Here is a 24352-nt window from a genome sequence, read left to right as displayed (position 1 = left end):
CGACAGCCGACGGGCAGTTACTTGTCGTGCTGCGACATATTCGGTCATCGCCATGCACGTAAAACCCGAGGCAATTGCCGTTGTAAAAAATTGCTTCGGCAAAGTGGGGCCGGGGCTGGCAAAATCCCTCTCTGCACTCTTTCCCCGAGAATCACGACCATGCAAATGACCACCGACAACTTCATCTTCAACCCCTGCGATGAGGAAGAAGACAACATGGCGCTGGTCTGCTGCCATGGCAGCAACGGAGATTTGTTTCTGCTGGCGCGTTTTCCGGATGAAGACGAAGTCGACATAACCTTCGTTGACGACACCATTAACGTCAGTTCAAACCTGAAAGTAACCTTCAGTGCCGAACGTCTGCTGGTAGAAATCGATGCGGCCGATGCGCTGCCGCTGGGCGGCGATACCCGATACGAGATTCGCCACAGCACGCCCGCCAACGAGCTGCGTGAATTGGACGAGACATTGCGGCTCATCCTCAAGGACGTCGGGGCTTACGTCAGCGAGATCAGTTAAGCAGCTTCTGCGCTGACATTGACGCCAATGAACGCCGACGCGTTTCCTCGCCGGCCTCGACCGTCACGACCAGCTCTTCTACCTCGCGGGTGAAGACCTCGCCTCCGTCCACGGCCAGGTAGCGAACGTGGAGGATGATGTCGGTAAGTGAGTCGAGGATTGCGCTTTGCCGCTCGGAGGCATGGCGCGCAAACCTCAGGCTCCAACGGGAAACCGCACCCGTGCCTTCGAAGGGAAAGTAACGTTCATCTCCAAAATCGAGCATGAACATCCCGTGGTCGTCGACGCCCGTTGAAATACCGATCTGCTGCTGGGCCCTCGGGTTAAAGACGATATGCGTCGGCGCGATGTTTTCATCCTCCAGGTCCGGCGGTAACTCGCCGGCTTCTTTATAGAGGTGACGCACCCCCGGCAGGTCCGGTTTCAAGAGCGTGCTACTGGTCTGCTGCGTCAATATGACCCGTGTGTCCTCATAGGGTCCGATAACGGCCGGTATCGACACGGAAACGCGTATTAGCTGGCGTAAGTAGTGGCCGGGATAATCCTTGTCGAACAGTGAAGACTTAAGGTCGAAGGTAATCTCACCCTTGTCGTGCAACTGGGCAATCACCGCCTGCCAACCTGTCACCAATGGTTCTGCGCCCTGGCTGTCCGCGCCGGGATCGTAGTCCTTGAGCAGGCTTTTCAGAGAAATGGTTTTGGTGAGTTCCAGCCTGCGCTCGTGCCGCGAGAGGAATGCCGACTCCATTTGCAGCAAGCCGAGCTTCAAAGACTCACCGGCCGTCAGTCCAAAGCGATTGTCCGCCCAGGCATTGGTGGAAATGAAGCGCGTATCGCGATCACCGATTTCGTACTGCCAGCACGCCTCGGTAGCCAGGCACAGCGATAACACCGCGTCGTAAGCCTGGAAATACAGGGTCGACATCTGGCTCAGTAGCCACTGATACAAGGCCATACCGGCATCACGACTTTTCAGGAAGGCATAGTAGTCCTGAGCCTGTTGCTGGGCCTTGGTCCCTTGTTCGTAACTGGTTTTTGCGGCTTCGATGGCAATGTCCTGGGTTTTGATCTGTAATTCGACCGCCGCCAACTCGTGGTCGGCTTGCATCTTCAGGAATTGCCAGTCGTCACGGCGGCGGCGGTATTGTTCTTTGATCAGCATACGGTCTGCATCAATGGCCAGATCGTTGACTTTCATCTGAAGACCAGCAGAGATCGCTAAGCTTGCCGCCCCGAAGTGAGCACCGCCGTTCGCCACCCCAAAAATACTTGGAAACGAGTCAAGTATGTGCGCCGTAGTCGTGACACCTGCAACGCCATTGTTCCAGGACTTGGTTTCAAGCTGCTTGCCCATTCCGCTCTTCTCGGCCGAGCTGACATCCTGCTCAACCAACTTGAGGTAATAATCCTTACGCGCCTCAATCGCAACCTTGCTACCAGTCAGTGCAGTCTTCGCCGCGTCAGCCTGCTTTTTCAGCTGCAATTGCAAAGTTTCAGTAAAGGCGGCCAATTCCAGAAGATGAGACTGTTGCAGCTCTTCCTGATGTGCCCGATCACGCGTCTCCATATAGCCGCGCACTTGCTCGCCATAACGGATTAATGTTTCGACGGCATTCTGAACCCGCGGCAACATGGCCCGGAAACGATACGCAGGGATGATCGCCAGCGACGCTAGACGCCGCCGACCACTGCCGCCGCCCGCCGCTTGGGCGCGTAGCAGATCAAAGGGGTTTGCGGACGGCTCATACAGCGACAGTGACATGGTTTTACCATCCAGGCTCAGATTGTGCCTCAGGTTATAAAGCCGCAAGGCTAGGCGGTCCCAGAGATCGAGTAACTGGACATTGACCGGCACACGGAACCAAGGCGCATCTAGCAAACGCAGCCAAGCCGCCCCTTCGATGTGGCTGGGCACATCGTGCTCACCCCCCCTGAACCCCAAGGCCTCAAAATCGGCAAACAGCGAGTCGTCAGCAGAGGCCGCCTTCAGCGACATCGGTGTCCAACGACTGATACTGCGGCCCTTGGAAAGCGGCCCAAGCAGCGAAACCGCGCGGATGTAGAGCAATTGCGCGTGGCCGAGTGTGTCGCGGGTCAACTGCCGATAGAGCGTGTCGCCGTGAGCAATCAGGTTATTCAGATAAAAGACGAAAATCGCTTTGCGATAATGCGATGGAACGCCATAGGCAATGGCATCGGGATCACCTGGCCCACCCCACTCATAGCCGGGGTCATAGGCAAAGCTCAGAGGGCGACTGACCCAATAGGAATGCTCTGCCACAGGGGGCGGATACAGTGGAGCGATTCGCTGAAGCGGATTGAACAAGTAATGCAGCCAGTTTTCGGCGCCGGAGTAATCAAACTCCGCGTGCAGACGATGGGCGACCAGATGCGGTAGATGGAAGAACAACTCCCAGAAGTAGCGGCCATTGGCGCCTTTGAAATCCAGAGGCACTTCAGAGGGGCTCTCAGCGTTGGGGACTGCCGGCTCTAAGGTGTGTTGAGCCTCCCAACTCAAAACGCTCTTCGAGGAAACCTCCGCCCGTTTTACCAGTTCTTTTGCAAAGGTAGTATTCAAGCGCACATAGCGTAGGGAGGGCAATTTTAGCGCCGCGAAATCAAGAAACTGCCCACCCTCAGGCGTGTTGACAACGACTGGAACAGGCAAAGGTTTCCGGATTCTTACAATACTGAATTCGTTGTACCCCAAACCGGAGCCTTTAGGTAAAGCGCCAAAGTGAAGTATCTTGACTGCCTCTTCGCCAGCCCACTCAATTGACTCTATCGGTGTTCTGGCTGCACCATTGAGCGTCAACTCGCATGACACCGACGGCGCAAAAGCCCAGATATCAAAACCATGAGTTATCGGGGCGAACTCCTCAAAATAATAATCATCAGTGGAAGCAAATGAAAGCGCAGTCCCGAACATATCCATCGTAAAACCAGCACCGGCCTGGATATCCTCCTGCGACAAGGCCGCTAATTCATCAACAGAAATCCCCGTCAAGGGAAGCCGCGATGAATAGTTTGTACCGCCTACATATTCAAAGTCCTCAGGTTCCAGATTACAAATGGCTGAACCCTTATATTTTAACGTACCTGTGTCCGTCAAAGGTCCGCTATCCGCCCACATCATCGAGCGCAACACAAAACCATCCAGACTACCCTCCACATGGAAGTTATATTGATTCCCCTGATGCCGGGTAACGTTCCTTACCCGGAATTGGAAAGAACTGCGTTGCAGTCGTTCTGCCGTACATACGCCCTGAACACTCAATGAACAATCAGCACCTGAGGTATACAGCTTTACTTCAAGGTCAAGTGCCTGATTGATCCCTTCAACGGGCCTATCATTATCGGCGCCATCGTCAGTATTCCAGGAAACGCTATCCAGCACCCACTGGTTAGTATCGTCCGAATACCGACCCGCGAGGGGATATTGCACACGCGTTGGATCTGCGCCCAACATCGTCGCAGCAATACCATACAACTGAGCCTGCTCGCTAGCTGGCAGTGTTAGTTTATTGAATACTTTGTCAAACACCAGTAGAAACCGCTCGCTTTCAGCGGCAACGACTTGTTCCTTTTGCGCGGACCTGAACTGAAAACACACTATCAGACGAGGATCGCCAGCAAAACGTACATCCATAGACGCTACCAAGGTAAAACGCCCTGCAGCGGTATCGGCCAAATCCTGCTTATCGGTCAACCCTTCATAAATGGTCGTTGCCGGCGACCACCTGTCCGAGATTTTCTTATACGCCATTTTCGCTCGATAAAAAAACTTGCCGGTTTTCGCACCGCTGTCGTTGACTTCGGCCTGCCCCAACTCGACCCAGACAATATGTAATCTACCGTCTACCACCACCGGTCGTACATGCGATACTTTTGCATCGAACGCGACGTCAATACTTTTCCATTCACTCCAGGCCGAAGGGCTGATCTGAGTGCTGTTTTCCTGTATATCTATTTTAGCCTTGCGCCAGTAGTGGGCAAACGGTTCTACATTTTGTCGCCCGAAAAAGTAATAATCGGCCTTTTTGAAATCCTCGCCATCAACATAACAGGCGACAACGTGCAAATTGCTGACCAACTCAAAACTATCCAGATAGTTTTTCAGTGCAACCTGTACGTTATCTTCACTGATCCTGCTTTGCCCCAGGTCCACTTCGAGTGCCTGGAACAGGCTGGTCTTGCCCAAGCGCAGGGTCGGGTCGATATAGTTCTCCGGATAATCCTCAATCATCTGGTAGCCCGTCCAGACACTGTATTCACTCATGCCTTCACGCCAACGCTGCAGTCGTTCGTCACCGAAACCCTTTGAATAACCAGGCTCCATACCGTGGTAGATCGCATGAATGTGCTGCTGAACACTGGCAATACCCTGAGCTACACGACTGGTGTCGACCTGCGCACTGATTTGGTTATCAATAAGGAGGTATTCGTACAAGTCGTTCTCGGTGGCGATTCTGGGCGGCGTGCTACCTTGCCCGACCAGTTTCCCAAGGTAGTAGGCAACCAGCGCGTCTCTGCGCTGCTGCTCCAGAGTGCCGATGACTGCTTGGCTCATGATTGTGATCCTCATCCGTGATGTATATGAACAGACTACTCCGTCGTTTGGCCGTCGTCGGGTGTGCTTCGCTAGGGCACGGCTGTGTTAGTTGGCCTGATTAGTAGGCCAAATGGTGGCGGCCCGTGCGTCTTCGCGGTGTACCTCCAAGCAAGCGATAAAGTTTTTATCATACGACCCCATCGAGATCACATGAAAAAAACCGAACCATTATTTAACTTAAAGTGGAACAGTGGCGCTACTCTCAATCAAATAAAAACATCCGTCTAATTCGGCGTCCCCATCAGCAAATACGATAGTACCAGGTCGCGCAACGGCCCCTTGATAAAGAAGCAGACCACCAATCTCGGCAGGATCAAGGAGAGAGCTTTCAAAAAAGACTCCATTAGCCCAGTGGACATCCGGAATAGACACCTGACAAATAACCGATGGGTGCAACACCCCATGAATCGGCTTCGTATTCTCTGATTTTGAATAAGGGACCAGGAACGCGAATAGACTGAGCAATGAATTTCGGCGAATCTCTTTCAACTGATAGTAGTAACCCACCTTATAATCAGCGCGCCACAGCACCTGCCCACCCGACTCAACTTCCAAAGATAAAACTCCGGTAAGGGGTAACGCATCGAAGGTAATGTCAAATTTATTACCATCAGCGGTTGACAGCGCAGGCTTATCCAACCCCGTTATATTTATGGCCAATTCTGCAACCCCCTTGCCTTTGACCACAAATGGCGCACCGACCACCAATTCATGGGTATCGATCACAAAAGCTTTAATAGTCAGAGTATAGGACTCGTATCGCGACAACAGGTCTGGCGCCTGTTCTGGCAACAGCCATCCACTCATAACACATTCAAACGTGTACCCTACCGTTTCCACAGTCGCAACGTCTTCAATATTTGTCCCTGCGACAACGGCCTTAATCACGTGAGTTCCAAATGGGAACTTCGATGAAAATATCGCAACCCCCCGTGCGTTGGTATAAGAGTCGGGTTTCCTCACATTATCCACATACCAATTGACACACCGCTTTACTGCGGGGTCGACACCTACTTTCAATTCACTGGAGAAAACCAGCGGAGCAGTACCTATAAGGTAGGTCTCATCGGACACTGTGAGCGCCAATGTCGTAACGGGATACACCGGAGTGCTTTCACTTTGTTTATCAGTTTTAACATCAATAGAGCTTACAGTGACAATCACATTACCAACCGTTGCGGGCGTAAACATTGCGAAAGCCACCCCATCCTCATCCGTTTCGCTGGTGGCAACTTCAAAATCACCGTTATCGCTCACCCACTCAACAACGGTTACCGGCTCAATAGGATTACCATCAATGCTCACCACACGACACTCAACCTTGACTTCATAGCCAACCGTTACTGCATCGGCGAAGCGAATATATTGAAAGTAGGGATCGTCAGTGAACGTTACACCGATGAATTGACAGGCGTTGCCATTTTCACACACAGCGACGACTGCAACTTCAGGCCCCTCGCTTGGAGAAAGGCTCCTCAGCTCTGCCTCTACCTTGCCATCGCCGTCGCCCAAGGTGATATGACGCCGGAACTCGCCCAGAGTTGTTCCCCACGTCACCGGGTAATCGATCCCCCAATTGCCATAATCATCTTGCAGGTAATTGCTGAAGAAAATGGGTTCAAGCCTGTTAGCCAAAGCGGAGTCGGGTTCTCGTTCGCCGGGCTGGCGAACAAAATTCATGGTGACCTTGTCATAACCAATCGTTACAGCAGGCGCCTTTTGGGTTTCACCCAGGCCGAAATGCACCTGCACTATCGCAATCCCTATTGCGTCGCCCGCATCCAGCGTCGCGATGGCTACGCCCTGCGCATCAGAGTTACCGCCACCGCTCAACTGACCCAGGCTTGTCTCCCAGCGAAGGGATATATCCACCAGTGGCTCATCCGTTAGCGAACGCAGGGTAAGAGTAAAGACAGCTTGCTCACCCGGTTTATTGGCAACCAGATAATCCCTGGACACAGTGATGGTATGCGCCCGGCTCTGACCCACTTCGCTTTCCGGCACCTGGGACATCAAGCTATTGATGGTGCTGAGTGCCTGCTCGGCAGCGTCTCGATATTCCGCTACCCGGCTGGTCGGTTGCAACATGGCCAAGGCCAGCAATGACTTGGCGTCCAGGCTCGCCTGATGGCCCATGAGCGCCAGGCGACTGATTACGTCTATGCTCGGCACAGTGCGACTTACACCGCTATCGCTGTCCAGATACATCGCAACCGCCAATATCTCGCGAATACCCCAGCGCAAGTAAGCACCCAGCCGTTGTGCCGCGCTCTCGCGAATAAGTCGTTTATCCCCTGGACTTCCCCCGGTATGGGTATTTACCAGCCGTATATAGTCCAGCAACGTGTCTTCACTCTGCTCACTGCGCTGAACTACCGTGGCGTATTGGGTCAGGGTATAAACAGCTCGAAATGAAAGGCTGGCATCGGGCAGACCCAACCAGTCTGGCTGTCCCACAAACTGTCGAATCAGTGCCGAGCTCATGTGCAGATGGCGGGTGATTGTCGCGCGCTGCGACAACTGCACCAACAGCCACAATATGTCATCGCCTATAGCCACCTTTATGGTGTTACCCCCGCCACCTATCCGGCATACCTCCTTCAACAGCTCATAACGATTGCCCTGCGCCCAGGCTAAAAGCGCATCGGCCTGGTCGGCAGAAACATTCAAATACCCCGCAAGACCCTCCATCAACAAGGCGCCTTGCTCTGCCCGCGCGCGCATCACCCGGTTGATTATCTTGTCAGCCAAGGCATCATCATCCGGCTTCAACTGAGCAACGACGGCTTTAACTATTACCTCAAGAGAACTCTCAAACCCGGGCTCATTGTCCGCCAGATACTTGACCAGACCTTTAGTCTGAGGCGCGGTGTCAATAAAGGCCTCGAGCCTTTCAAACCAGTCAATCTCCTGCAGCACCTGGCGCTCCTGTCCCTCATCATCGAGCACCGACAAGACCTCAGAAACGGGCGCGCCGATTTCTGCAAAGCTGCTGTCCGTGATCAAAGCTGCCTGCAGCCGCTGGTTGATTTGATCAAGCAAACCTAGCTCCGCATCCGACGCAACGATGTCGGTAAACCTCGCACCCAAAAGCGGGTACAGCTGCGCGACCTGCCAGCCGGTTTCCTGCATCCAGGCCACGCAATCCACCCAGGCATGGAGGACGCTCAACGTGTCGGTTTCAGTGCTCGCCGCATGGGTTTCAATGCGCACCCGCCCCGCCACTTTCGACGTTAACTGGCTCGCGCGGCTGTCAAGAATCTCGATCAGCGCGAGGGCCTCAATGGTGGTCACCCCCATATAGCGTGGCAGTTTTGTCAGTCTATAAAACGTCGACACCACCTCCACCGACCACAGCAACGGGTGATCCTCTGAATCGCCGCGGGACTGGACAACGATGCGCGCCAAATAACGAAAGCTTTCATAGGTCATGCCCAGCGAGGCGCACAGATGATCCACTTTCTGCCGCTGGGCCTCAGTGGCAGGCGCCACCACCATGGGTGTGTTATCGAGTTTCAGCGGTTCGGAAAACAGCGCCTGGCTGTTGAAGACCCGGTCGAAATGCGACGCTTCCTTGCCGCGCCCATAAACACCGATGCCCTGAATCAGCGCCGCAAAATCCTCGGCGGGCAGTTTGTACTTGCGCCGCAATGTCTGAAACAGACCGATAGCACGCAGAGTGTTCGCAGTGATGACCGGGAACACCGCTGCTGACTGCACTTCCGCCCGCATGCAGGCAACGATGATCTGATCCACTTCATCAAACGGCAGGTCCAGCCAGCGCGCCAGCCTTATCATGCGATTCATACGGTCGAAACGGTCTGGGCTGGCATTGACAATATGATGGCGCGGCCCTTCGACCAGTACGCCATCAACGCTTTCACCCGGCAGGGTTTCTATCGCCATGGCCGGTGCCTTGCCCGCATTGATGTACACCGAACCGGCCTGGCTGCCATCCACTGGGGCGGCTTCGGCAGCGGCGGTCACGTTGACCGAGCGGCTGGGGGCAAAAGCCCCAACCGACAGCAAGGCTTCAAGCTCTTCGGTGTTCAGCCCGGTACGCAGGCAGAAGGTCTGGGTGTCTTGCAGATCAATGAGTCCCCCCACACCGAAGTTATCTTCGAAAAAAGTGCTGAACTGATGTTCATCCTCTGTCGCCTCTACCAGCAAGCGAGTGCGGGGCTCAATGCGCCATTTACCGGCGACAAGCGAGCGCGTCCGGGTTGCAGCGTCCGGGAAGTACGGCGCCTCCAACAGCAGCGACTGCTGCGCCGGCCCGAAACCGGTGTCCTGAATCAGCGCAACATCGGACAGTGCCGAATGTGCTCCCGGCTCTTTGAAGTACGGGTAAGCCGGGTCAGCCTGACGAATCACGTCGCCCAGTGAATGGCCTTTACGCTCCAGCACATAGTTGATCTGGCTGGTGTAGCGCTCGAACGGCAATGCATTGGGGTAGCGAGCCTCAAGCAGCGCATCGTCAACGGTCGTGTCTGTAAGGTTATGGTCATCCAGGTGTTTGCGGATCGATGAATCCAGAATCTCGTTGACCAGCACGATAGTTGGCTCGATACGGTTCAGGGCGGTGTGATCCAGCACCAGATTTTTGAGGTCGGGGCGACGAGCATCAAGGGTGATGACATCCGCTGGCTTACCGGTAGCTTCCAGTTCCTGGCTATAACGATACAGGTCAGCCAGGTAAGCCACGGGGGAGGTGGTCGCCTCAATGGCGTCAGGTGGGCACTGATTCGCCCAGTCCGGGTTGAACATGTCGGTATAGGTCGGGCCCTCGACCAGCCCTTTGACCCCCGTCGGCGGACGGTTGGCATGGTGCACAGATGCTGTCAGCCGTTGCTCGCGAAATTGCCGGGCAATCACTACCGACATCGCTCGAGCACGTTGCACCAGTTCACGGGCTTCAGTGATGTGCAGACCGGGGTTGTTGTTCAGCAGCCCGACCACATCGCTGCGCGCCACGCTCAACACCGTAGGGTATTGCTCGGACAGGGTTAAAGGAGCGTTACGGTGCTGACCGGTGCTGCTCAGCAACACATCCATTGCCGACAGCGGCTTGACGGCTTTGCCTTTCTTGCTTGCCATGGCGGAAAACTCATCCTGAGAATGTTCCTCTCTGAGCCACAGCAAAAGACCCGACATACTTCAGCTAAGCAAATGCTGACCAGCCTGACAGCTGCAAATGACCGACGGCATCCAGATCCCCTGCATCGCCCTCCTGCCCCTCAACCGTCATCGCTGACAAGAGCCGGACCTAGAGGCTTCTAGGACGCTTTTACCTGCCTTGGCACTCTGAGCTTTGACTGATAAACGGTACACCATCATGTTTTGCGGAAAATTCCCCCATCCACGTTAGTCTCCCGCCCCCCTAATGCATTAAAGTAACGCCCCCAGCTTCGGTGTCACATGACGCCGCTGATTACCTGCCAGGAACAGTCACCGATGGAACATCGTGAAGCGCTGATTGCGCTGCGAACCTTTCTTTCCACGCAGATTCTCGGCCAGGAAAAACTGATCGAACGTCTCCTGATCGCCCTGCTCGCCGACGGTCACATGCTCGTCGAAGGCGCACCCGGTCTGGCCAAGACCAAAGCGATCAAGGAACTGGCAGAAGGCATCGAAGCACAATTCCACCGCATTCAATTTACCCCTGACCTGCTGCCTGCCGACATCACCGGCACCGAGATCTACCGTCCGGAAACCGGCAGCTTCGTCTTCCAACAGGGGCCGATCTTCCACAATCTGGTGCTGGCAGACGAAATCAACCGTGCGCCCGCCAAGGTTCAGTCGGCACTGCTCGAAGCCATGGCCGAGCGCCAGGTCAGCGTTGGTCGCAGCACCTACGACCTGTCGCCACTTTTCCTGGTCATGGCCACCCAGAACCCCATCGAGCAGGAAGGCACCTATCCGCTGCCTGAAGCCCAACTCGACCGTTTCCTGATGCACGTCAAGATCGGTTTCCCGGATGCTTCGGTAGAACGCAAGATTCTTGCCCAGGCCCGCGGCGAAGCCCTGAATGGCGAAACCAAGCCAGAGCGCCGGGTCAGCCAGCAGGCAATTTTCGCCGCTCGCAAGGAAATCCTCGGTTTGTACATGGCCGATGCGGTGGAGGAATACCTGGTTCAGTTGGTCATGGCGACCCGCACCCCGGCCAAGTTCGATGCGGAAATGGCTGAATGGATCTCCTACGGGGCCAGCCCGCGCGGGTCCATTGCGCTGGACCGCTGCGCCCGTGCTCACGCGTGGTTAGCGGGCCGAGACTTCGTCAGCCCGGAAGACATTCAGGCAGTTCTGTTCGACGTATTGCGCCACCGGATCATCCTGTCGTTCGAAGCGGAAGCCGCCGGGATCGATCAGGACCGGGTGATCCAGCGCATTCTTGATGTCGTGGCTGTTGCGTGAAGCCATGCAACCCTACCTGATCCCCCAGCCGGGTATTCGCGTCAGCCTCACTGAGCTGATCGAGATGCGTCATCGCGTCCGCGAAGTCCAGCTGTTCTCCACCCCGAGCCAGCGTAGCCCGTTGATTGGCTTACACCATTCCAAGCTGCGCGGCCGGGGTGTGGATTTCGATCAGGTGCGGGTTTATCAGGCGGGTGATGACGTTCGCAGCATTGACTGGCGAGTGACCGCACGGACTCAGGAACCGCACACCAAGCTGTTCCACGAAGAACGCGAACGCCCGATTTTCATCCTGGTCGAGCAAAGCCGCAGGCTGTTTTTCGGCTCGGGCCTGATGTTCAAATCAGTGCTCGCCGCCCAGGCTGCGGCACTGATCGGCTGGGCGGCGCTGATCCACAACGACCGGGTCGGCGGCCTGGTGTTTGGCGACAACGAGCATTACGAAATCAAACCCCGGCGCAGCAAGCAGAGCCTGCTGCAACTGCTCAACCGACTGGTGCGCGTCAATCAGTCGCTGCACACCGAAATTGCTGCCGACCGCGACGCACTCGGCATCGCTTTGCGGCGAGCACGCGAGGTGCTGCGGCCGGGCAGTCTGGTGATTGTCCTGTGTGATGAACGCGCACTAACCGATGCCGCGGAACAACAGCTGAGCCTGTTGTCGCGACATTGTGACCTGCTGCTGTTGCCGTTGTCCGACCCGCTGGATCATGCCCTTCCCGCCTCCGGCCTGCTGCGCTTTGCCGAACGCGGCGCGCAGCTGGAAATGGACACCCTGAACCCCGAACTGCGCCAGGCCTATCGCGCCCAGGGCGAGGCGCGTAAAGATCGCTGGGAAATGCTCGCGAAGAAACTGCGTGTGCTGTTGATGCCGCTGAGCACCCAGCAGGAAATGGTCGAACAACTGCGCGAATACCTGAACGCTCAGCGCCCGGTGAAACGCAAATGAACCCGCTGGACCAACTGCAACCGCTGATTGCCCCACAAGCCGTGGGCTTCTGGCCGCTGGCTCCGGGCTGGTGGTTACTGTTGTTGCTGGTTCCGCTGGCCGGTTGGGGATTGTGGCGAGTGCGGCATGTGCTGCCAGTGAAAACCCGGGTTCGCCGTGCCGAACTGCCGCTGGACCCTGTGCGCGTTGCAGCCCTCGCCGAACTCGCCAACATGCCCAAGCCTTATGACGGCGCTCCGGCCGGTGCCTGGTTGCAGCAAATCAACGGTCTGCTGAAAAGACTGTGCCGTAACCACTATCCGTACAGCCAGAGCCATACGCTGAATGGCCGCAAATGGCTGGCGTTTCTCGACAACCGCTGCCCGGCTGCCGGTTTGACCCGCTGGATGGTACTGGTGGAGGGCGTGTACAAGCCCGAATGCAAACTCGACGACAAGGCCATCAATGGTCTGACGCAATCCGTTGAAACCTGGATTCGCAAACATGTTTGAGTTCGCCTGGCCGTGGGTATTCGCCCTGCTGCCCTTGCCGTGGCTGATGCGGCTGCTGTTGCCCGGTGCCGACAGCGGCGAAGCGGCACTCAAAGTCAGCTTTCTCGGTGATCTGGAGGAATTGGTCGGGCGGCGCGCCAAAGTCGCCCTGCCCGGCTGGCGCCAGCAACTGCCGTTTATCCTGATCTGGTTACTGCTGCTGGTCGCGGCTGCCCGCCCGCAATGGCTGGGCGAGCCGCTGCCATTGCCGTCCAGCGGTCGGGACCTGCTGGTCGCCGTGGATGTTTCCGGCTCCATGGATTACCCGGACATGGAGTGGAAAAGCGACGAAGTCAGCCGACTGGTTTTGGTGCAGCATTTGCTGGGTGACTTTCTGCAAGGCCGCAAAGGAGATCGAGTCGGCCTGATCCTGTTTGGCAGCCAGGCATTTGTTCAAGCCCCGCTGACCTTCGACCGCCACACCGTGCGCGTCTGGCTGGATGAAGCACGCATCGGCATCGCCGGGAAAAATACCGCTATCGGCGATGCCATTGGCCTGGCCTTGAAACGCTTGCGCCTTCGCCCTGCGCAGAGCCGCGTGCTGGTGCTGGTCACCGACGGCGCCAACAATGGCGGGCAGATTGATCCTGTCACCGCCGCGCGTCTGGCGGCCGAACAACAGGTGAAGATTTACACGATTGGCATCGGCTCGGACCCAAACAAAGAAGGCTCGCTGGGCATGCTTGGGCTCAACCCCAGCCTGGACCTGGATGAGCCGACCCTCAAGGAAATTGCCCAGTTGACCGGCGGGCAGTATTTCCGTGCGAGGGACGGCGACCAGTTGGAAAAAATTCGTCAGACCCTCGACGCCCTTGAGCCGGTTGCGCAACAACAGACTCAGGCACGCCCTGCTCAGGCGCTTTATCACTGGCCACTCGCGATGGCGATGCTGCTGAGCGTGTTGCTGGTTGCGCACGAACGCTGGCCGAACAACCCGGTGCACCGCGTGCTCAACCGCCAACGCTTTGTTCGTGATGGTCAGCATTGGCGTCAGCGGGTCGGGCAACAAGTCAAACGTCTGGGGCGCCGCCGATGATCGCACTTTGGCCGCACTGGTTCCGCCCTTGGTGGTTATTGCTCCTGCCGTTACTGGGCTGGCTGCTGTGGCAACTCTGGAATCGGCAGAAACGTGCCGGGCGCTGGCAGATGATTCTGCCCCCTGCGTTCCATTCCGTCCTGCTCAGCGGCGGCCGCGGTCGTGACAGTAAAAAACCGTGGATCGTGCTCGGCATTGCCTGGCTACTGGGTTTGCTGGCGCTGCTTGGCCCTGGCTGGCAGCGTGTCGAACAGTTGAGCCAGAAGCCTGTTGATCCGCTGGTGGTGATGCTGGAACTGACCCCGGAAATGCTCGCCACCGATGCCCCGCCGACGCGACTCGAACAAGCCCGTCGTAAACTGATGGACCTGCTGCAGGCCCGCAGCGATTCGCAAACGGCGATCATCGTCTACTCCGGTAGCGCCCATACGCTGGTGCCGCTGTCCGATGATCAGATCACTATTCGCAATCTGCTGGATGCGGTCAAACCGTCGATCATGCCGCAGGCCGGGCACCGCGCCGATCTGGCCGTCCACAAGGCGCTAGCCCTGCTCAAGCAAGGCGAGCTGGGACGAGGGCGTTTGTTGATCATCGGCTCATCGCTGAGCGAACAGGAGCGCCAGGGTATTCGTCAGGCGCTGGTCGGCCAGTCACCGCCGCTGCTGATTCTCGGGGTTGGCACCGCTGAAGGTGCACCGGTCGAGCAGGAAAAAGGCGGTCTGCTCAAAGACGCCCAGGGCGCGATCCTGCTGCCGCGTCTGGACAGCGCCAGCCTCACGGACTTTGCCGGGCAGGTCGGCGGTCAGTACCGGCAGTTGCGCATGGACGATCACGATCTACGCGAACTGGGCTTGCTGGACAGCCCGAAACAAGTACAAAACGATGGGCAACTGATTCAGCTCGACAGCTGGACCGACCAGGGCTACTGGTTCCTGCTGCCGCTGTTGCTGCTGGCGGCTTGCGCCGGACGTCGCGGCTGGCTGCTGTGCCTGCCGCTATTAATGGCGCTGCCGCAGAACAGCTATGCCTTCGAGTTCGCCGATCTGTGGTTGCGCCCCGATCAGCAGGGTCAGCAACTGCTTGAGCAGCAGCGTCCCGCCGAAGCCGCTCAGCACTTTGAAAATTCCCAGTGGAAAGGCATCGCGCTGTACCAGGCCGGAGATTACGCCAGCGCCGCCCAGCGTTTTGCCGAGGGCAATAGCGCCGCCGACCATTACAATCGCGGGAATGCGCTGGCCCGCAATGGCGAACTTGAAGCCGCGCTGGACGCTTATGAGCAGGCACTGGAGCGCCAGCCTGACTTGCAGGCAGCCCTGCAGAACAAGGCATTGGTAGAAGAGGCGCTGGAGAAGAGTAAAGCGGCGGAACCTCAAGAGTCCGATCAGGCTCAAAGCCGCGACGACAACAGTGACGGCGAAAACCCGCAGAATCAGGCTGCGACCCATCAGCGTACCGAAAGTCAGCAATCGGCCGAATCCGCCGAGGCCAGCACTGCCGACGGTGAGCCCTCGCCCGGTGAGTCGACAGTTCAACCCAAAGCTAACCCGCAGTCCGGTTCGCCGATGGATGACGAAGAAACCACCCGGCCACCGATCCGGCCGGCTGACGGCAATATAAATGGCGAACGGCGCCAGGCGCTTGAGCAATGGTTGCGGCAGATCCCGGATGATCCCGGCGAGCTGTTGCGACGTAAATTCTGGTATGAACAGCAACAGCGTCAGGAAAACACTCAATGAGTCGCGCCTACTCCCTATTGTTCGGCTTGCTGCTCAGCCTTGTTGCGATGCCGGGGCAGGCTGCGGAACTGGTAGCCAGTGTTGACCGCACGCGGCTCAACTCCGGGGAAACCGTGGAGCTGACCCTGGAAACCAGCGACGTCACTCAATTTGGCAAGCCGGACCTGAGCGCTCTGGAAAACAGCTTCGACGTGGGCGGTACGCGGCAGATCAACCGCCTCAACACACTGGATGGCGGTAATCAGGCCACCACGCGCTGGATCATCACCCTGCTGCCAAAACAGACAGGGTCGGTGGAAATTCCTTCGCTGCAACTGGGCGCGCTGAAGAGCCAGCCGATCAGCCTGCAGGTCATACAAAGCGACAATCCGGATCACGCCAGCCAACAGGCGCCCGTATTCGTCGAGGCGACGCTGGATAAAGACACCGTTTACGTCCAGGCCCAGGCCGTATTGACCCTGCGGGTTTACCATTCGGTATCGCTGTTCGACGACAGTACTCTGAGCCCGCTGGAAATCCCCGAAGCACGGGTCGAGAAACTCGGCGAATCGCGAACCTACGAAAAGCTCATCAACGGTATCCGCCACGGCGTGATCGAAATGCGCTACGCGATCTATCCGCAGCAAAGCGGCACGCTGGTGATACCGCAGCAGCACTTCAGCGCAACGCTGGTTCAGCCTAATAGCGACGGGCCTTCGAGCAATGAACCGGGTACGCCGTTCGGGCCACAGCCAGGCAAAGTGATGCGTGTCAGTTCGACGCAATTGCCACTGACGGTCAAGGCCAAGCCTGCCAACTACCCGGCCGATGCGCCCTGGCTGCCCGCACGCAGCATTAACCTGAGCGAAAGCTGGAGCCCTGAGCCCGGCCGCAGTCAGGTAGGCGACTCCCTGACCCGGACCATTACCCTCAAGGTCGAAGGCCTGTCCGGCGCACAGTTACCGCCGTTGCCAGCGACAGAAGTCAGCGCGTTGCGGCGTTACCCCGACCAGCCCAAGCTGGCCAACCTGACCAGCGAACGTGGCCTGATTGGCACGCGTGAAGAACGTGAAGCGCTGGTGCCCACTCGTCCAGGTGCGATTGATTTACCAAGTGTCGACGTGGTCTGGTGGAACACCTTTGAAGACCATCTTGAACACTCGACCCTGCCCGCACGTACCTTGCAGGTCAGCATCAACCCGAGCCTGGCGGTGGACACACCGGTCAGCAGCGATCTTAACGGTGTCACGGTCATAGGCCCGCCGGTATGGCCATGGCAGATGAGCACGCTGTTTTTTGCCGTCACCACGCTGATTGGTTTTGTCCTCTGGTGGCGCGCTCGCGGCCAGCCAGCCGTCACCCGCGCCGTGCAAACAGGGCCAAGCCCACGCACGGTGCTGGATGATCTCAAGCGCGCCAGCCTGGCGAATGACCCGCAAGCCACCCGTCAGGCACTGGACGCCTGGGCGCGTCAGCAACCGGAAACCCTAGCCGACATGGCTGCCCGTTTTGTGCCGCTGTCCGACGCACTGGATGGTCTCAACGGCGCGCTGTACAGCGAAACCGGCCAGCTCTGGCTGGGCGAACAATTGTGGCGAGCGGTGCGCACCCTGCCCGCTGCCGAACACATTCAGGACCCAACGGGCGAGCAGAGTCTGCCGCCGTTGTATCCAAAATAGAATCACGCCGCTAACCCTGTAGGAGCTGCCGAAGGCTGCGAAGGCATATTCGTACTCGTCGCAATGAATCGGTAAACCGATATCGCAGCCTTCGGCAGCTCCTACAGGGTCAATAGCGCCGAATAAACAAGGTAAAAACATGCGACTGTTCCACACCTCCGACTGGCACCTCGGCCAGAACCTTCATGGCCAGGAGCGGGACTTCGAACACGCCAGCTTCCTGACCTGGCTACTGGCGCGGCTCGCCGAGCGGCAGCCTGATGTGCTGCTGATTGCCGGTGACATCTTCGACACCGTCAACCCGCCGGTTAAATCCCAGGAGCGGCTGTACGACTTCATCGTCAGCGCCCACGAGCAACAACCGCTGCTGACCATCGTGATGATTGCCGGTAACCATGACTCCGGTTCGCGCATCGAACTGCCCGCTCCGCTAATGCGGCGTTTGCGCACCCACGCATTGGGTCGGGTGCTATGGCTCGACGACGGCACTCTGGATGTCGAACGCCTGTTACTGCCACTGCCCGACGCCAAAGGTGAAATCCGCGCGTGGTGCCTGGCACTGCCTTTCCTGCGTCCTGCTGAAGTCACCGGCGTAACTCTGGGCGACGACTACTTGCGCGGCATTGGCCGCGTGCATGAACTGCTGATCGAAGCGGCCAATCTGAAGCGCCAACCGGGACAGGCGCTGATCGCCATCAGCCACGCACACATGGCCGGTGGTTCGGTCTCGGAAGACTCCGAGCGCAGCCTGATCATTGGTAACGCCGAAGCGCTGCCCGCAAGCCTGTTCGGGCCGAGTATTACCTACGTTGCCCTAGGCCATTTGCACAAGCCGCAGCGAGTCAACGGCGAAGAACGCATTCGTTACTGTGGCTCGCCGATCCCGTTGTCATTTTCGGAAATCGGCTACCAGCATCAGATTCTCGAAATCGATTGCGACGGCGATCAACTGCGCAGCGTCGAAACATTGCTGATTCCACGCGCCGTCAACCTGCAACGGATCGGCCCGGCACCGCTGGCCGAGCTGCTGCTGCAACTCAAAGACCTGCCCGACATCGACCTGCTGGCCGACATTGATCGCCAGCCCTGGCTGGAAGTGCGCGTGCGACTGGATGAACCTCAGCCGGACCTGCGTAACCAGATAGAAGGCGCACTGGAAGGCAAAGCCGTGCGGTTGGTGCGGATCGGCGCCGAATATGTCGGTAAAGGCAGCGGTGACGGTGATGACAGCGACGAAGGCCTGATCGAACTGGATCAGCTCAGCCCACAGGAGCTGTTCAGCCGCGCATGGCTGGATAACTATGGCAGCGAGGTCGACGAACAGACCCTGAGTGACTTCGCCACGCTGTTGCAGGAAGTCCAGCTGGAGAGCGAACAACCATGAAAATCCTCGCCATCCGCCTGAAAAACCTCGCCTCCCTGGCCGGGCCTTTTGAACTGGATTTCACCGCAGAGCCGCTGGTCAGCGCCGGTCTGTTCGCCATCACCGGCCCCACCGGCGCAGGCAAAAGCACCTTGCTTGATGCATTGTGTCTGGCACTGTTCGGGGCGATTCCGCGCCTGAGCAATATCGGCCAGTCGCGGGTGCCGGAAATCGACGGCGACATCAGCACCAACGACCCGCGCACCTTGCTGCGGCGTGGCACCGGCAGTGGTTACGCCGAGGTGGATTTCGTCGGTATCGACAAACGTCGATATCGCGCCCGCTGGGAAACCAACCGCGCCCGGGACAACGCCGCGAAAAAACTCCAGGCCAGCCGTCAGACCCTGACCGATCTGGACAGCGAGCAGATCCTCAGCACGCAAAACAAAACCGAATACAAAACCATGCTCGAAGCCCGTCTGGGTCTCAATTTCGAGCAGTTCACCCGGGCGGTCATGCTCGCCCAAAGTGAATTCAGCGCGTTCCTCAAAGCCGACGACAAAGAGCGCAGCGAACTGCTGGAAAAGCTCACCGATACGGCGATCTACAGCCAACTGGGTCGCCGTGCTTTCAGCAAGAGCAAGGAAGCAGAAAAGGTCCACGAAGACCTCAAGTTGCTGGCCACTGGCATCGCGCCCATGCAGCCGGAGCAACGCGCCGCACTGGAACAACACTTTAGCGAAGCGCAGCAGCAGCTCAAGACACAGCAAGCGCAACAGCGTCAGCTGGAACTCAAGCAGCAGTGGCTAACCGAACTGCTACGCCTGCGAGACGAACACCTGAGCGCCAGTAAACAATTGGCCAGCGCCCAGCAGGACTGGGAAAGCCAGGCCAGCCAGCGTCAGTTGCTGGGACAACTGGAACGCCTCGCACCACAACGTCACCTGTTCGCCCAGCGTAACCGGCTGGATGCCCAACTGAGCCCGCTGAGTGCGCAAATCAGCGAGCACGTCCAGCGTCAGAATGACCTGCAAGCACGGCAAAACGGGCTTGAAGAAAAACTGCTGGCTGCCACTGCCGCCCTCGAACAGGCCGAACAACAGAAAAAGACCGCCGCACCGATCATTGGCCAGGCGTTCGAACAGCAAGGCAACCTCACCCACCTGAACAAGGAAGTGCAGGACGCCGCGCTTCATGCCGAGACAGCAGAACGGACAAAAGCCAACAGCCAGGCCGCATTGAATCAGCTGCTTGATCAACAACGCCTGCTCGACGAACGCTTGCAGGCCATCGCCGGGCAGTTGGAAAAGAGTGCCGTACTTACACCGTTGAGCCAGGCATGGACAGCCTACCGGCCGCGCTTTCAGGAAGCGGTCAAACTCAGCGCCCGCTTGAACAAGGGACGTGAAGAACTGCCCGAGCTGGAGAAAAGCTCGACTCGCGCCGAGCAGGAATTGACCGACCGACGCAATGCCTTGCAAACGCTGTACAACGAAGCACAGGTAAAGGCCGAGGCGGTCAATGCAGAGATCCAGCGTCTCGGGCAACTGTTGCAGGACAACCGTCAGCAACACAGCGGCATCGATTCACTAGAGCGCATCTGGCAACGGCATCAGGACATCGAAAAGCGCCTGCAAGATGTCGAGGTGCAGCAACAGCAAGCCAATGAGCAGCGCAACAAAAGCATCGCCCACGGCCTGCAATTGAAAACCGAACACGACGCAGCCGAGCAGGCACTGAAAGTGACCGTCGAGCTGATGCAACGCCAGCGTCTGGCCCGCAGCGCCAGCGTCGAAGAGCTGCGTGGCCAGTTGGTTGATCAACAACCCTGCCCGGTCTGCGGCAGCGAAGATCATCCTTATCACCAGTCCGATGCTTTGCTGCAAGCGTTGTCCGGCCATGATGACAGCGAAGAAAACAGCGCCCGTCTAAAGGTCAGCCAGCTAAGCGAAAAGCTCGCCGAACTGCGTGCCGAAGTCACGGAACTCAACACCCGTCTTAAACAGGCCCGGCCACAGCTGGAACAACTGACAGAGCAGTTGCAAAAACTGGCCCCCGAGCTTGAGGCGCACCCGCTGTACCCGCGCCTGCTGGAACAACCCGAGTCGCAACGCGGCGACTGGCTGAGCGAACGACTGCATGCACTGACTGAAGAAATAGCCGCTAGCGAGCAACGCCAGCGCCTGCTGCTCAAAGTGCAGCAGGACGCCGAGCAATTGCAGCAGCACGTGCAAATCGCCCGCGACGCCAGCCAGAACGCGATGAAAATGCTCGACGACCAGCAGCGCAACATTGCCCTGGACAATCAGGCCTTCGAAGCGGCACTTCAAGAGTTTGAGCCTCTACTGCCTGCCGAAAGCCTGCCGCGCTGGCGTGAAGCAGCCACCGACAGCTTCATGCAACTCGATAACGACATTGCGCAACGCCTGGAACAACTGGATCGCCAGCAGGAAGAACAACAGGAACACAGCGAGCGAGCACGCAAAATCGAGCGCGAGCAAGACAGCCAGCACAATCTGGAACAGGAACGACTGAAACAGCAGCAACGTCTGGCAGACCTGCAAGCCCAGCAACTGGCCAGTCAGCAACGTCTCGCGCAAATGCTCGGCGATTACACCAGTGCCGAACAATGGCAACAGCAGCTTGAGACTCTGCTGGAACAGGCTCGCCGGGCTCAAGCCAACGCCAGTGATGAGCTGCAACAGGCACGCAGCGAACTGATAAAACTGGCCACAGGGCTTGAAAGCGAACAGTCCCGCCTGAAGGATTTGCAGCAGGAGCTGGCCGAGCTGAATCAGCACATCACGCAATGGCGCAGTACCCACGCCGAGCTGGACGATGCCGCACTGGAGGTGTTGCTCACTTACAACGATGAGGGCATCACTCAACTGCGTCAGCAACTGCAACAGAGCGAAAAGGCTCTGGAGCAGAGTCGTATTCTGCTGCATGAACGCGACAAGCGGTTGCAACTGCATCAGGCCCATCACAGCGATGTGACCGATGCCGAGCAATTGGCCGCCGCGTTGCTGGAGGCGCAAAAACTCTGCGCCGATCAGGAACAGCAATGCGCTGACTTGCGCGCTCAACTCAGCGAAGACGAGCGCCGTAACAACGCAAGTCGCGACCTGCAGGAACAGATCGCCAAGGCCCACAGCGAGTACCTGCGCTGGGCTCGCCTGGCAGCGTTGATCGGCTCGGCTGAAGGCGATCGATTCCGCAAGATCGCTCAGGCTTACAACCTCGACTTGCTGGTCCATCATGCCAACGCCCAGCTAAAACAACTGGTGCGACGTTATCGTCTCAAGCGCGGCGGCAGCATGCTCGGGTTGCTGGTGATGGACACGGAAATGGGCGACGAGCTGCGCTCGGTGCATTCGCTGTCTGGTGGCGAGACCTTTCTCGTTTCGCTGGCGCTGGCCCTCGGACTGGCATCCATGGCGTCAAGCACCTTGAAAATCGAATCATTGTTTATCGACGAAGGCTTCGGCAGCCTCGACCCGGAATCCCTGCAACTGGCCATGGATGCGCTGGATGGTTTGCAGGCCCAGGGACGCAAGGTCGGGGTGATCTCTCACGTACAGGAAATGCACGAGCGCATTCCTGTGCAAATTCAGGTGCGGCGTCAGGGCAATGGCTTGAGTACCGTAGAGGTCAGCCACTGATGAGCGCAGTGCTTTACTCATTCCGCCGCTGCCCATACGCCATGCGCGCTCGCATGGCTTTGCGGTATGCGGGCTGCGTGGTGCAAATCCACGAAGTCAGCCTCAAGGCAAAACCGCCCGAGATGCTCGAACGCTCGCCTAAAGGCACGGTGCCTGTTCTGATAGTGGACGATCAGGTATTGGAGCAAAGCCTGGATATCATGCATTGGGCGTTGGCCTGCAATGATCCGCATAACTGGCTGCTGATCGACAACGGTGATGGTCGTCGGGACATTCAGGCGCTGATCGAAGAAAACGACCAGGTGTTCAAGCCGCATCTGGATCGCTACAAATATTTCGTGCGCCACCCAGAGCATCCGCAGGAACACTACCGGCAACTGGGTGAGGAGTTTTTGCAGAACCTGGAAAATCGCCTGCAGCACCGGGACTTTCTGGTAACGGATCAAGTGAGCCTGGCGGACATCGCCGTCGCGCCGTTCATACGGCAATTCAGCGCAGTGGATCCGGATTGGTTTAAGACAAGTCCGTATCCTGAGTTGCGCGACTGGTTGCAGCGGTTTATTCAGTCAGCATTGTTTAAAGCAGTGATGGTCAAGTGATCACAGTTCTTGTTGGAGCGAGGCTTGCCCGCGAACGGGGACCCGGATTCAACAGGAACACCGCGTCAGCGTTCTTCGCGGGCAAGCCTCGCTCCAACAAGCCTAAACCGATACAACCACCTCAACCCTGTCCGGCCGGGTACCCGCCTGCACTTTCTGCGCTCTGGACAACTCGATAGCCTGAGCGATTTCATACCGGCATTCGATATTACGCGCGACCCCGCCCACCGAGTTCTGGCCAATGCCCAACAATGAACTGCCATTGATCATGACTGCCAGCCCCGCCGTCACCCACATCTTGCCGCCACTCACGATGCACGCTCCTGAGTATTCAAAGCCGTGCGGTCAACAACGGTTTGAGTTGAGGGAGAAGTCAGTTGCGGATTCATGCTGGTAACAGTGACCACTGCAATAAAAACCACATAAAGCGAAATGGCGATATAAGCGCCTTGTTTGATTGAATGAAGAATGGCAGTGGCCATGGGTGTAACTCCGTCAGTTGCAGTGTTGTGTTTCCTGGCCGACAGGATCGCGAAAAAACGGAGTATTGAAAAACGATGGTTAGAGATAGCGAGTATCAGCTGGGTTGATTATTGAGTGCCTTAATTAGCCCTATTAAAAATTCAGCCTTGAAACCCAATCCCTTGTGGGAGCGGGGGGGGGGGGGGGGGAGGGGTTGTAGAGAAAAAGAGGGGGACCCCCCCCCCCCCCCCCCCCCCCTCCCACCTATAAACGCCACAAAAAATCCGCATAAAAAAAGCCCGCATCCTATGAGAGACACGGGCCAAGAGGGACTCATCCGGCGCTTTCGCGAGCAGGCTCACTGGCAGAATTTGCATGGCTCTGATACGCGATGATCAGAAGGTCGCAAAAACCTGGGTAAGCGAACATGCTCGCGAAAGCGGCGTTTAATCAAAACAGGGTTGTTTCTTTAAGAATCCATTCCCGGGTATCGATGTTCTATTCGTTAACCGGGAATGGATTCAATCGCTTATTCATTGTTGAGTCTTGTGATCCAGTGCTGCGTAGAAATTAGCACTTTGCTGCAAGTATTTAGGGGTGTATGTCTGAGTCGCGTGATTTTTTTTGTCGCTGACATCAACACTGGCCTGTGCAGGCAATGCAACAGTGGCGGAGATGGCAGACGCGGCAATGATGGAAAAGATATTGAAGTTCATGGCGTTAACCCTCGGAGTTCTGTTTACTGCGTTTCAAGTCTTGACCGTCTTGGCCGTGACTCAAACTTACCCCCGAGGGCAGCTCAGCCGAAATGT

At 57.4% G+C, this 24352-nt stretch carries 15 protein-coding genes; 10 read left to right on the top strand and 5 right to left on the bottom strand.

Annotated elements, in window-relative coordinates:
* The first annotated feature begins 159 nt into the window (after positions 1–159).
* Complete coding sequence (locus tag ACYASS_RS12760; protein ID WP_463586394.1) at positions 160–519, top strand: hypothetical protein; 360 nt, start codon at positions 160–162, stop codon at positions 517–519.
* Here the strand turns inward: ACYASS_RS12760 and ACYASS_RS12755 are convergent.
* Positions 512–5089: a Tc toxin subunit A-related protein gene (locus tag ACYASS_RS12755; protein WP_463586393.1), complete on the bottom strand. Its 4578-nt coding sequence runs from the start codon at positions 5087–5089 to the stop codon at positions 512–514. The two genes, ACYASS_RS12760 and ACYASS_RS12755, sit on opposite strands and share 8 nt — an antisense overlap.
* Positions 5090–5308: 219 nt before the next feature.
* Complete coding sequence (locus ACYASS_RS12750; protein WP_463586392.1) at positions 5309–10228, bottom strand: Tc toxin subunit A; 4920 nt, start codon at positions 10226–10228, stop codon at positions 5309–5311.
* A 357-nt stretch (positions 10229–10585) separates the two neighbouring features.
* On the opposite strand from ACYASS_RS12750, the gene ACYASS_RS12745 reads away from it, so the two are divergent.
* The 9 genes from ACYASS_RS12745 to ACYASS_RS12705 all read left to right on the top strand — a co-directional run bounded on the left by ACYASS_RS12745 (position 10586) and on the right by ACYASS_RS12705 (position 23078).
* Entirely contained in the window at positions 10586–11545 is a 960-nt protein-coding gene (locus ACYASS_RS12745) for an AAA family ATPase (RefSeq protein WP_027900522.1), read from the top strand.
* Positions 11546–11549: 4 nt separating this feature from the next.
* Entirely contained in the window at positions 11550–12494 is a 945-nt protein-coding gene (locus ACYASS_RS12740; protein ID WP_463586412.1) for a DUF58 domain-containing protein, read from the top strand.
* Positions 12491–12985 (top strand): DUF4381 domain-containing protein, encoded by a 495-nt coding sequence (locus ACYASS_RS12735; protein WP_243247652.1) that lies wholly within the window; start codon positions 12491–12493, stop codon positions 12983–12985. The genes ACYASS_RS12740 and ACYASS_RS12735 overlap by 4 nt, the downstream gene beginning before the upstream one ends.
* Positions 12978–14060 carry a vWA domain-containing protein gene (locus tag ACYASS_RS12730; RefSeq protein ID WP_463586391.1) on the top strand — a complete coding sequence of 361 codons (1083 nt, stop codon included), beginning with the start codon at positions 12978–12980 and terminating at the stop codon, positions 14058–14060. Before ACYASS_RS12735 ends, ACYASS_RS12730 begins: the two co-directional genes overlap by 8 nt.
* Positions 14057–15796 (top strand): VWA domain-containing protein, encoded by a 1740-nt coding sequence (locus ACYASS_RS12725; protein WP_463586390.1) that lies wholly within the window; start codon positions 14057–14059, stop codon positions 15794–15796. The genes ACYASS_RS12730 and ACYASS_RS12725 overlap by 4 nt, the downstream gene beginning before the upstream one ends.
* The gene (locus ACYASS_RS12720; RefSeq protein WP_463586389.1) at positions 15793–17454 is read left to right on the top strand and encodes a BatD family protein; all 1662 of its coding nucleotides are present in this window, start codon (positions 15793–15795) and stop codon (positions 17452–17454) included. The genes ACYASS_RS12725 and ACYASS_RS12720 overlap by 4 nt, the downstream gene beginning before the upstream one ends.
* 139 nt (positions 17455–17593) lie before the next feature.
* Entirely contained in the window at positions 17594–18838 is a 1245-nt protein-coding gene (locus tag ACYASS_RS12715) for an exonuclease SbcCD subunit D C-terminal domain-containing protein (RefSeq protein WP_463586388.1), read from the top strand.
* The gene (locus ACYASS_RS12710) at positions 18835–22479 is read left to right on the top strand and encodes an AAA family ATPase (protein WP_463586387.1); all 3645 of its coding nucleotides are present in this window, start codon (positions 18835–18837) and stop codon (positions 22477–22479) included. Before ACYASS_RS12715 ends, ACYASS_RS12710 begins: the two co-directional genes overlap by 4 nt.
* Complete coding sequence (locus tag ACYASS_RS12705) at positions 22476–23078, top strand: glutathione S-transferase (protein WP_463586411.1); 603 nt, start codon at positions 22476–22478, stop codon at positions 23076–23078. Before ACYASS_RS12710 ends, ACYASS_RS12705 begins: the two co-directional genes overlap by 4 nt.
* Before the next feature lie 102 nt (positions 23079–23180).
* Here the strand turns inward: ACYASS_RS12705 and ACYASS_RS12700 are convergent, their stop codons facing one another.
* The 3 genes from ACYASS_RS12700 to ACYASS_RS12690 all read right to left on the bottom strand — a co-directional run bounded on the left by ACYASS_RS12700 (position 23181) and on the right by ACYASS_RS12690 (position 24256).
* Positions 23181–23390, bottom strand: a complete 210-nt coding sequence (locus tag ACYASS_RS12700; RefSeq protein ID WP_243247658.1) for a hypothetical protein — start codon at positions 23388–23390, stop codon at positions 23181–23183.
* Complete coding sequence (locus tag ACYASS_RS12695) at positions 23387–23560, bottom strand: hypothetical protein (RefSeq protein ID WP_463586386.1); 174 nt, start codon at positions 23558–23560, stop codon at positions 23387–23389. The genes ACYASS_RS12700 and ACYASS_RS12695 overlap by 4 nt, the downstream gene beginning before the upstream one ends.
* A 513-nt stretch (positions 23561–24073) precedes the next feature.
* Positions 24074–24256: a hypothetical protein gene (locus ACYASS_RS12690; protein ID WP_122664873.1), complete on the bottom strand. Its 183-nt coding sequence runs from the start codon at positions 24254–24256 to the stop codon at positions 24074–24076.
* Between the last annotated feature and the right edge of the window lie 96 nt (positions 24257–24352).

It is taken from the genome of Pseudomonas sp. HP_14, from assembly GCF_055283875.1.
Note: the sequence above shows the minus strand (reverse complement) of the source record. Positions and strands in the feature narration are given on the sequence as shown.

Excerpts from the sequence above, each read along its gene's own strand:
- ACYASS_RS12745 (WP_027900522.1), top strand. The coding sequence starts at position 10,586 with ATGGAACATCGTGAAGCGCTGATTGCGCTGCGAACCTTTCTTTCCACG.
- ACYASS_RS12710 (WP_463586387.1), top strand. The coding sequence starts at position 18,835 with ATGAAAATCCTCGCCATCCGCCTGAAAAACCTCGCCTCCCTGGCCGGG.
- ACYASS_RS12740 (WP_463586412.1), top strand. The coding sequence starts at position 11,550 with ATGCAACCCTACCTGATCCCCCAGCCGGGTATTCGCGTCAGCCTCACT.
- ACYASS_RS12725 (WP_463586390.1), top strand. The coding sequence starts at position 14,057 with ATGATCGCACTTTGGCCGCACTGGTTCCGCCCTTGGTGGTTATTGCTC.
- ACYASS_RS12715 (WP_463586388.1), top strand. The coding sequence starts at position 17,594 with ATGCGACTGTTCCACACCTCCGACTGGCACCTCGGCCAGAACCTTCAT.
- ACYASS_RS12690 (WP_122664873.1), bottom strand. The coding sequence starts at position 24,256 with ATGAACTTCAATATCTTTTCCATCATTGCCGCGTCTGCCATCTCCGCC.
- ACYASS_RS12760 (WP_463586394.1), top strand. The coding sequence starts at position 160 with ATGCAAATGACCACCGACAACTTCATCTTCAACCCCTGCGATGAGGAA.
- ACYASS_RS12720 (WP_463586389.1), top strand. The coding sequence starts at position 15,793 with ATGAGTCGCGCCTACTCCCTATTGTTCGGCTTGCTGCTCAGCCTTGTT.
- ACYASS_RS12735 (WP_243247652.1), top strand. The coding sequence starts at position 12,491 with ATGAACCCGCTGGACCAACTGCAACCGCTGATTGCCCCACAAGCCGTG.
- ACYASS_RS12755 (WP_463586393.1), bottom strand. The coding sequence starts at position 5,089 with ATGAGCCAAGCAGTCATCGGCACTCTGGAGCAGCAGCGCAGAGACGCG.
- ACYASS_RS12695 (WP_463586386.1), bottom strand. The coding sequence starts at position 23,560 with ATGGCCACTGCCATTCTTCATTCAATCAAACAAGGCGCTTATATCGCC.
- ACYASS_RS12730 (WP_463586391.1), top strand. The coding sequence starts at position 12,978 with ATGTTTGAGTTCGCCTGGCCGTGGGTATTCGCCCTGCTGCCCTTGCCG.
- ACYASS_RS12750 (WP_463586392.1), bottom strand. The coding sequence starts at position 10,228 with ATGGCAAGCAAGAAAGGCAAAGCCGTCAAGCCGCTGTCGGCAATGGAT.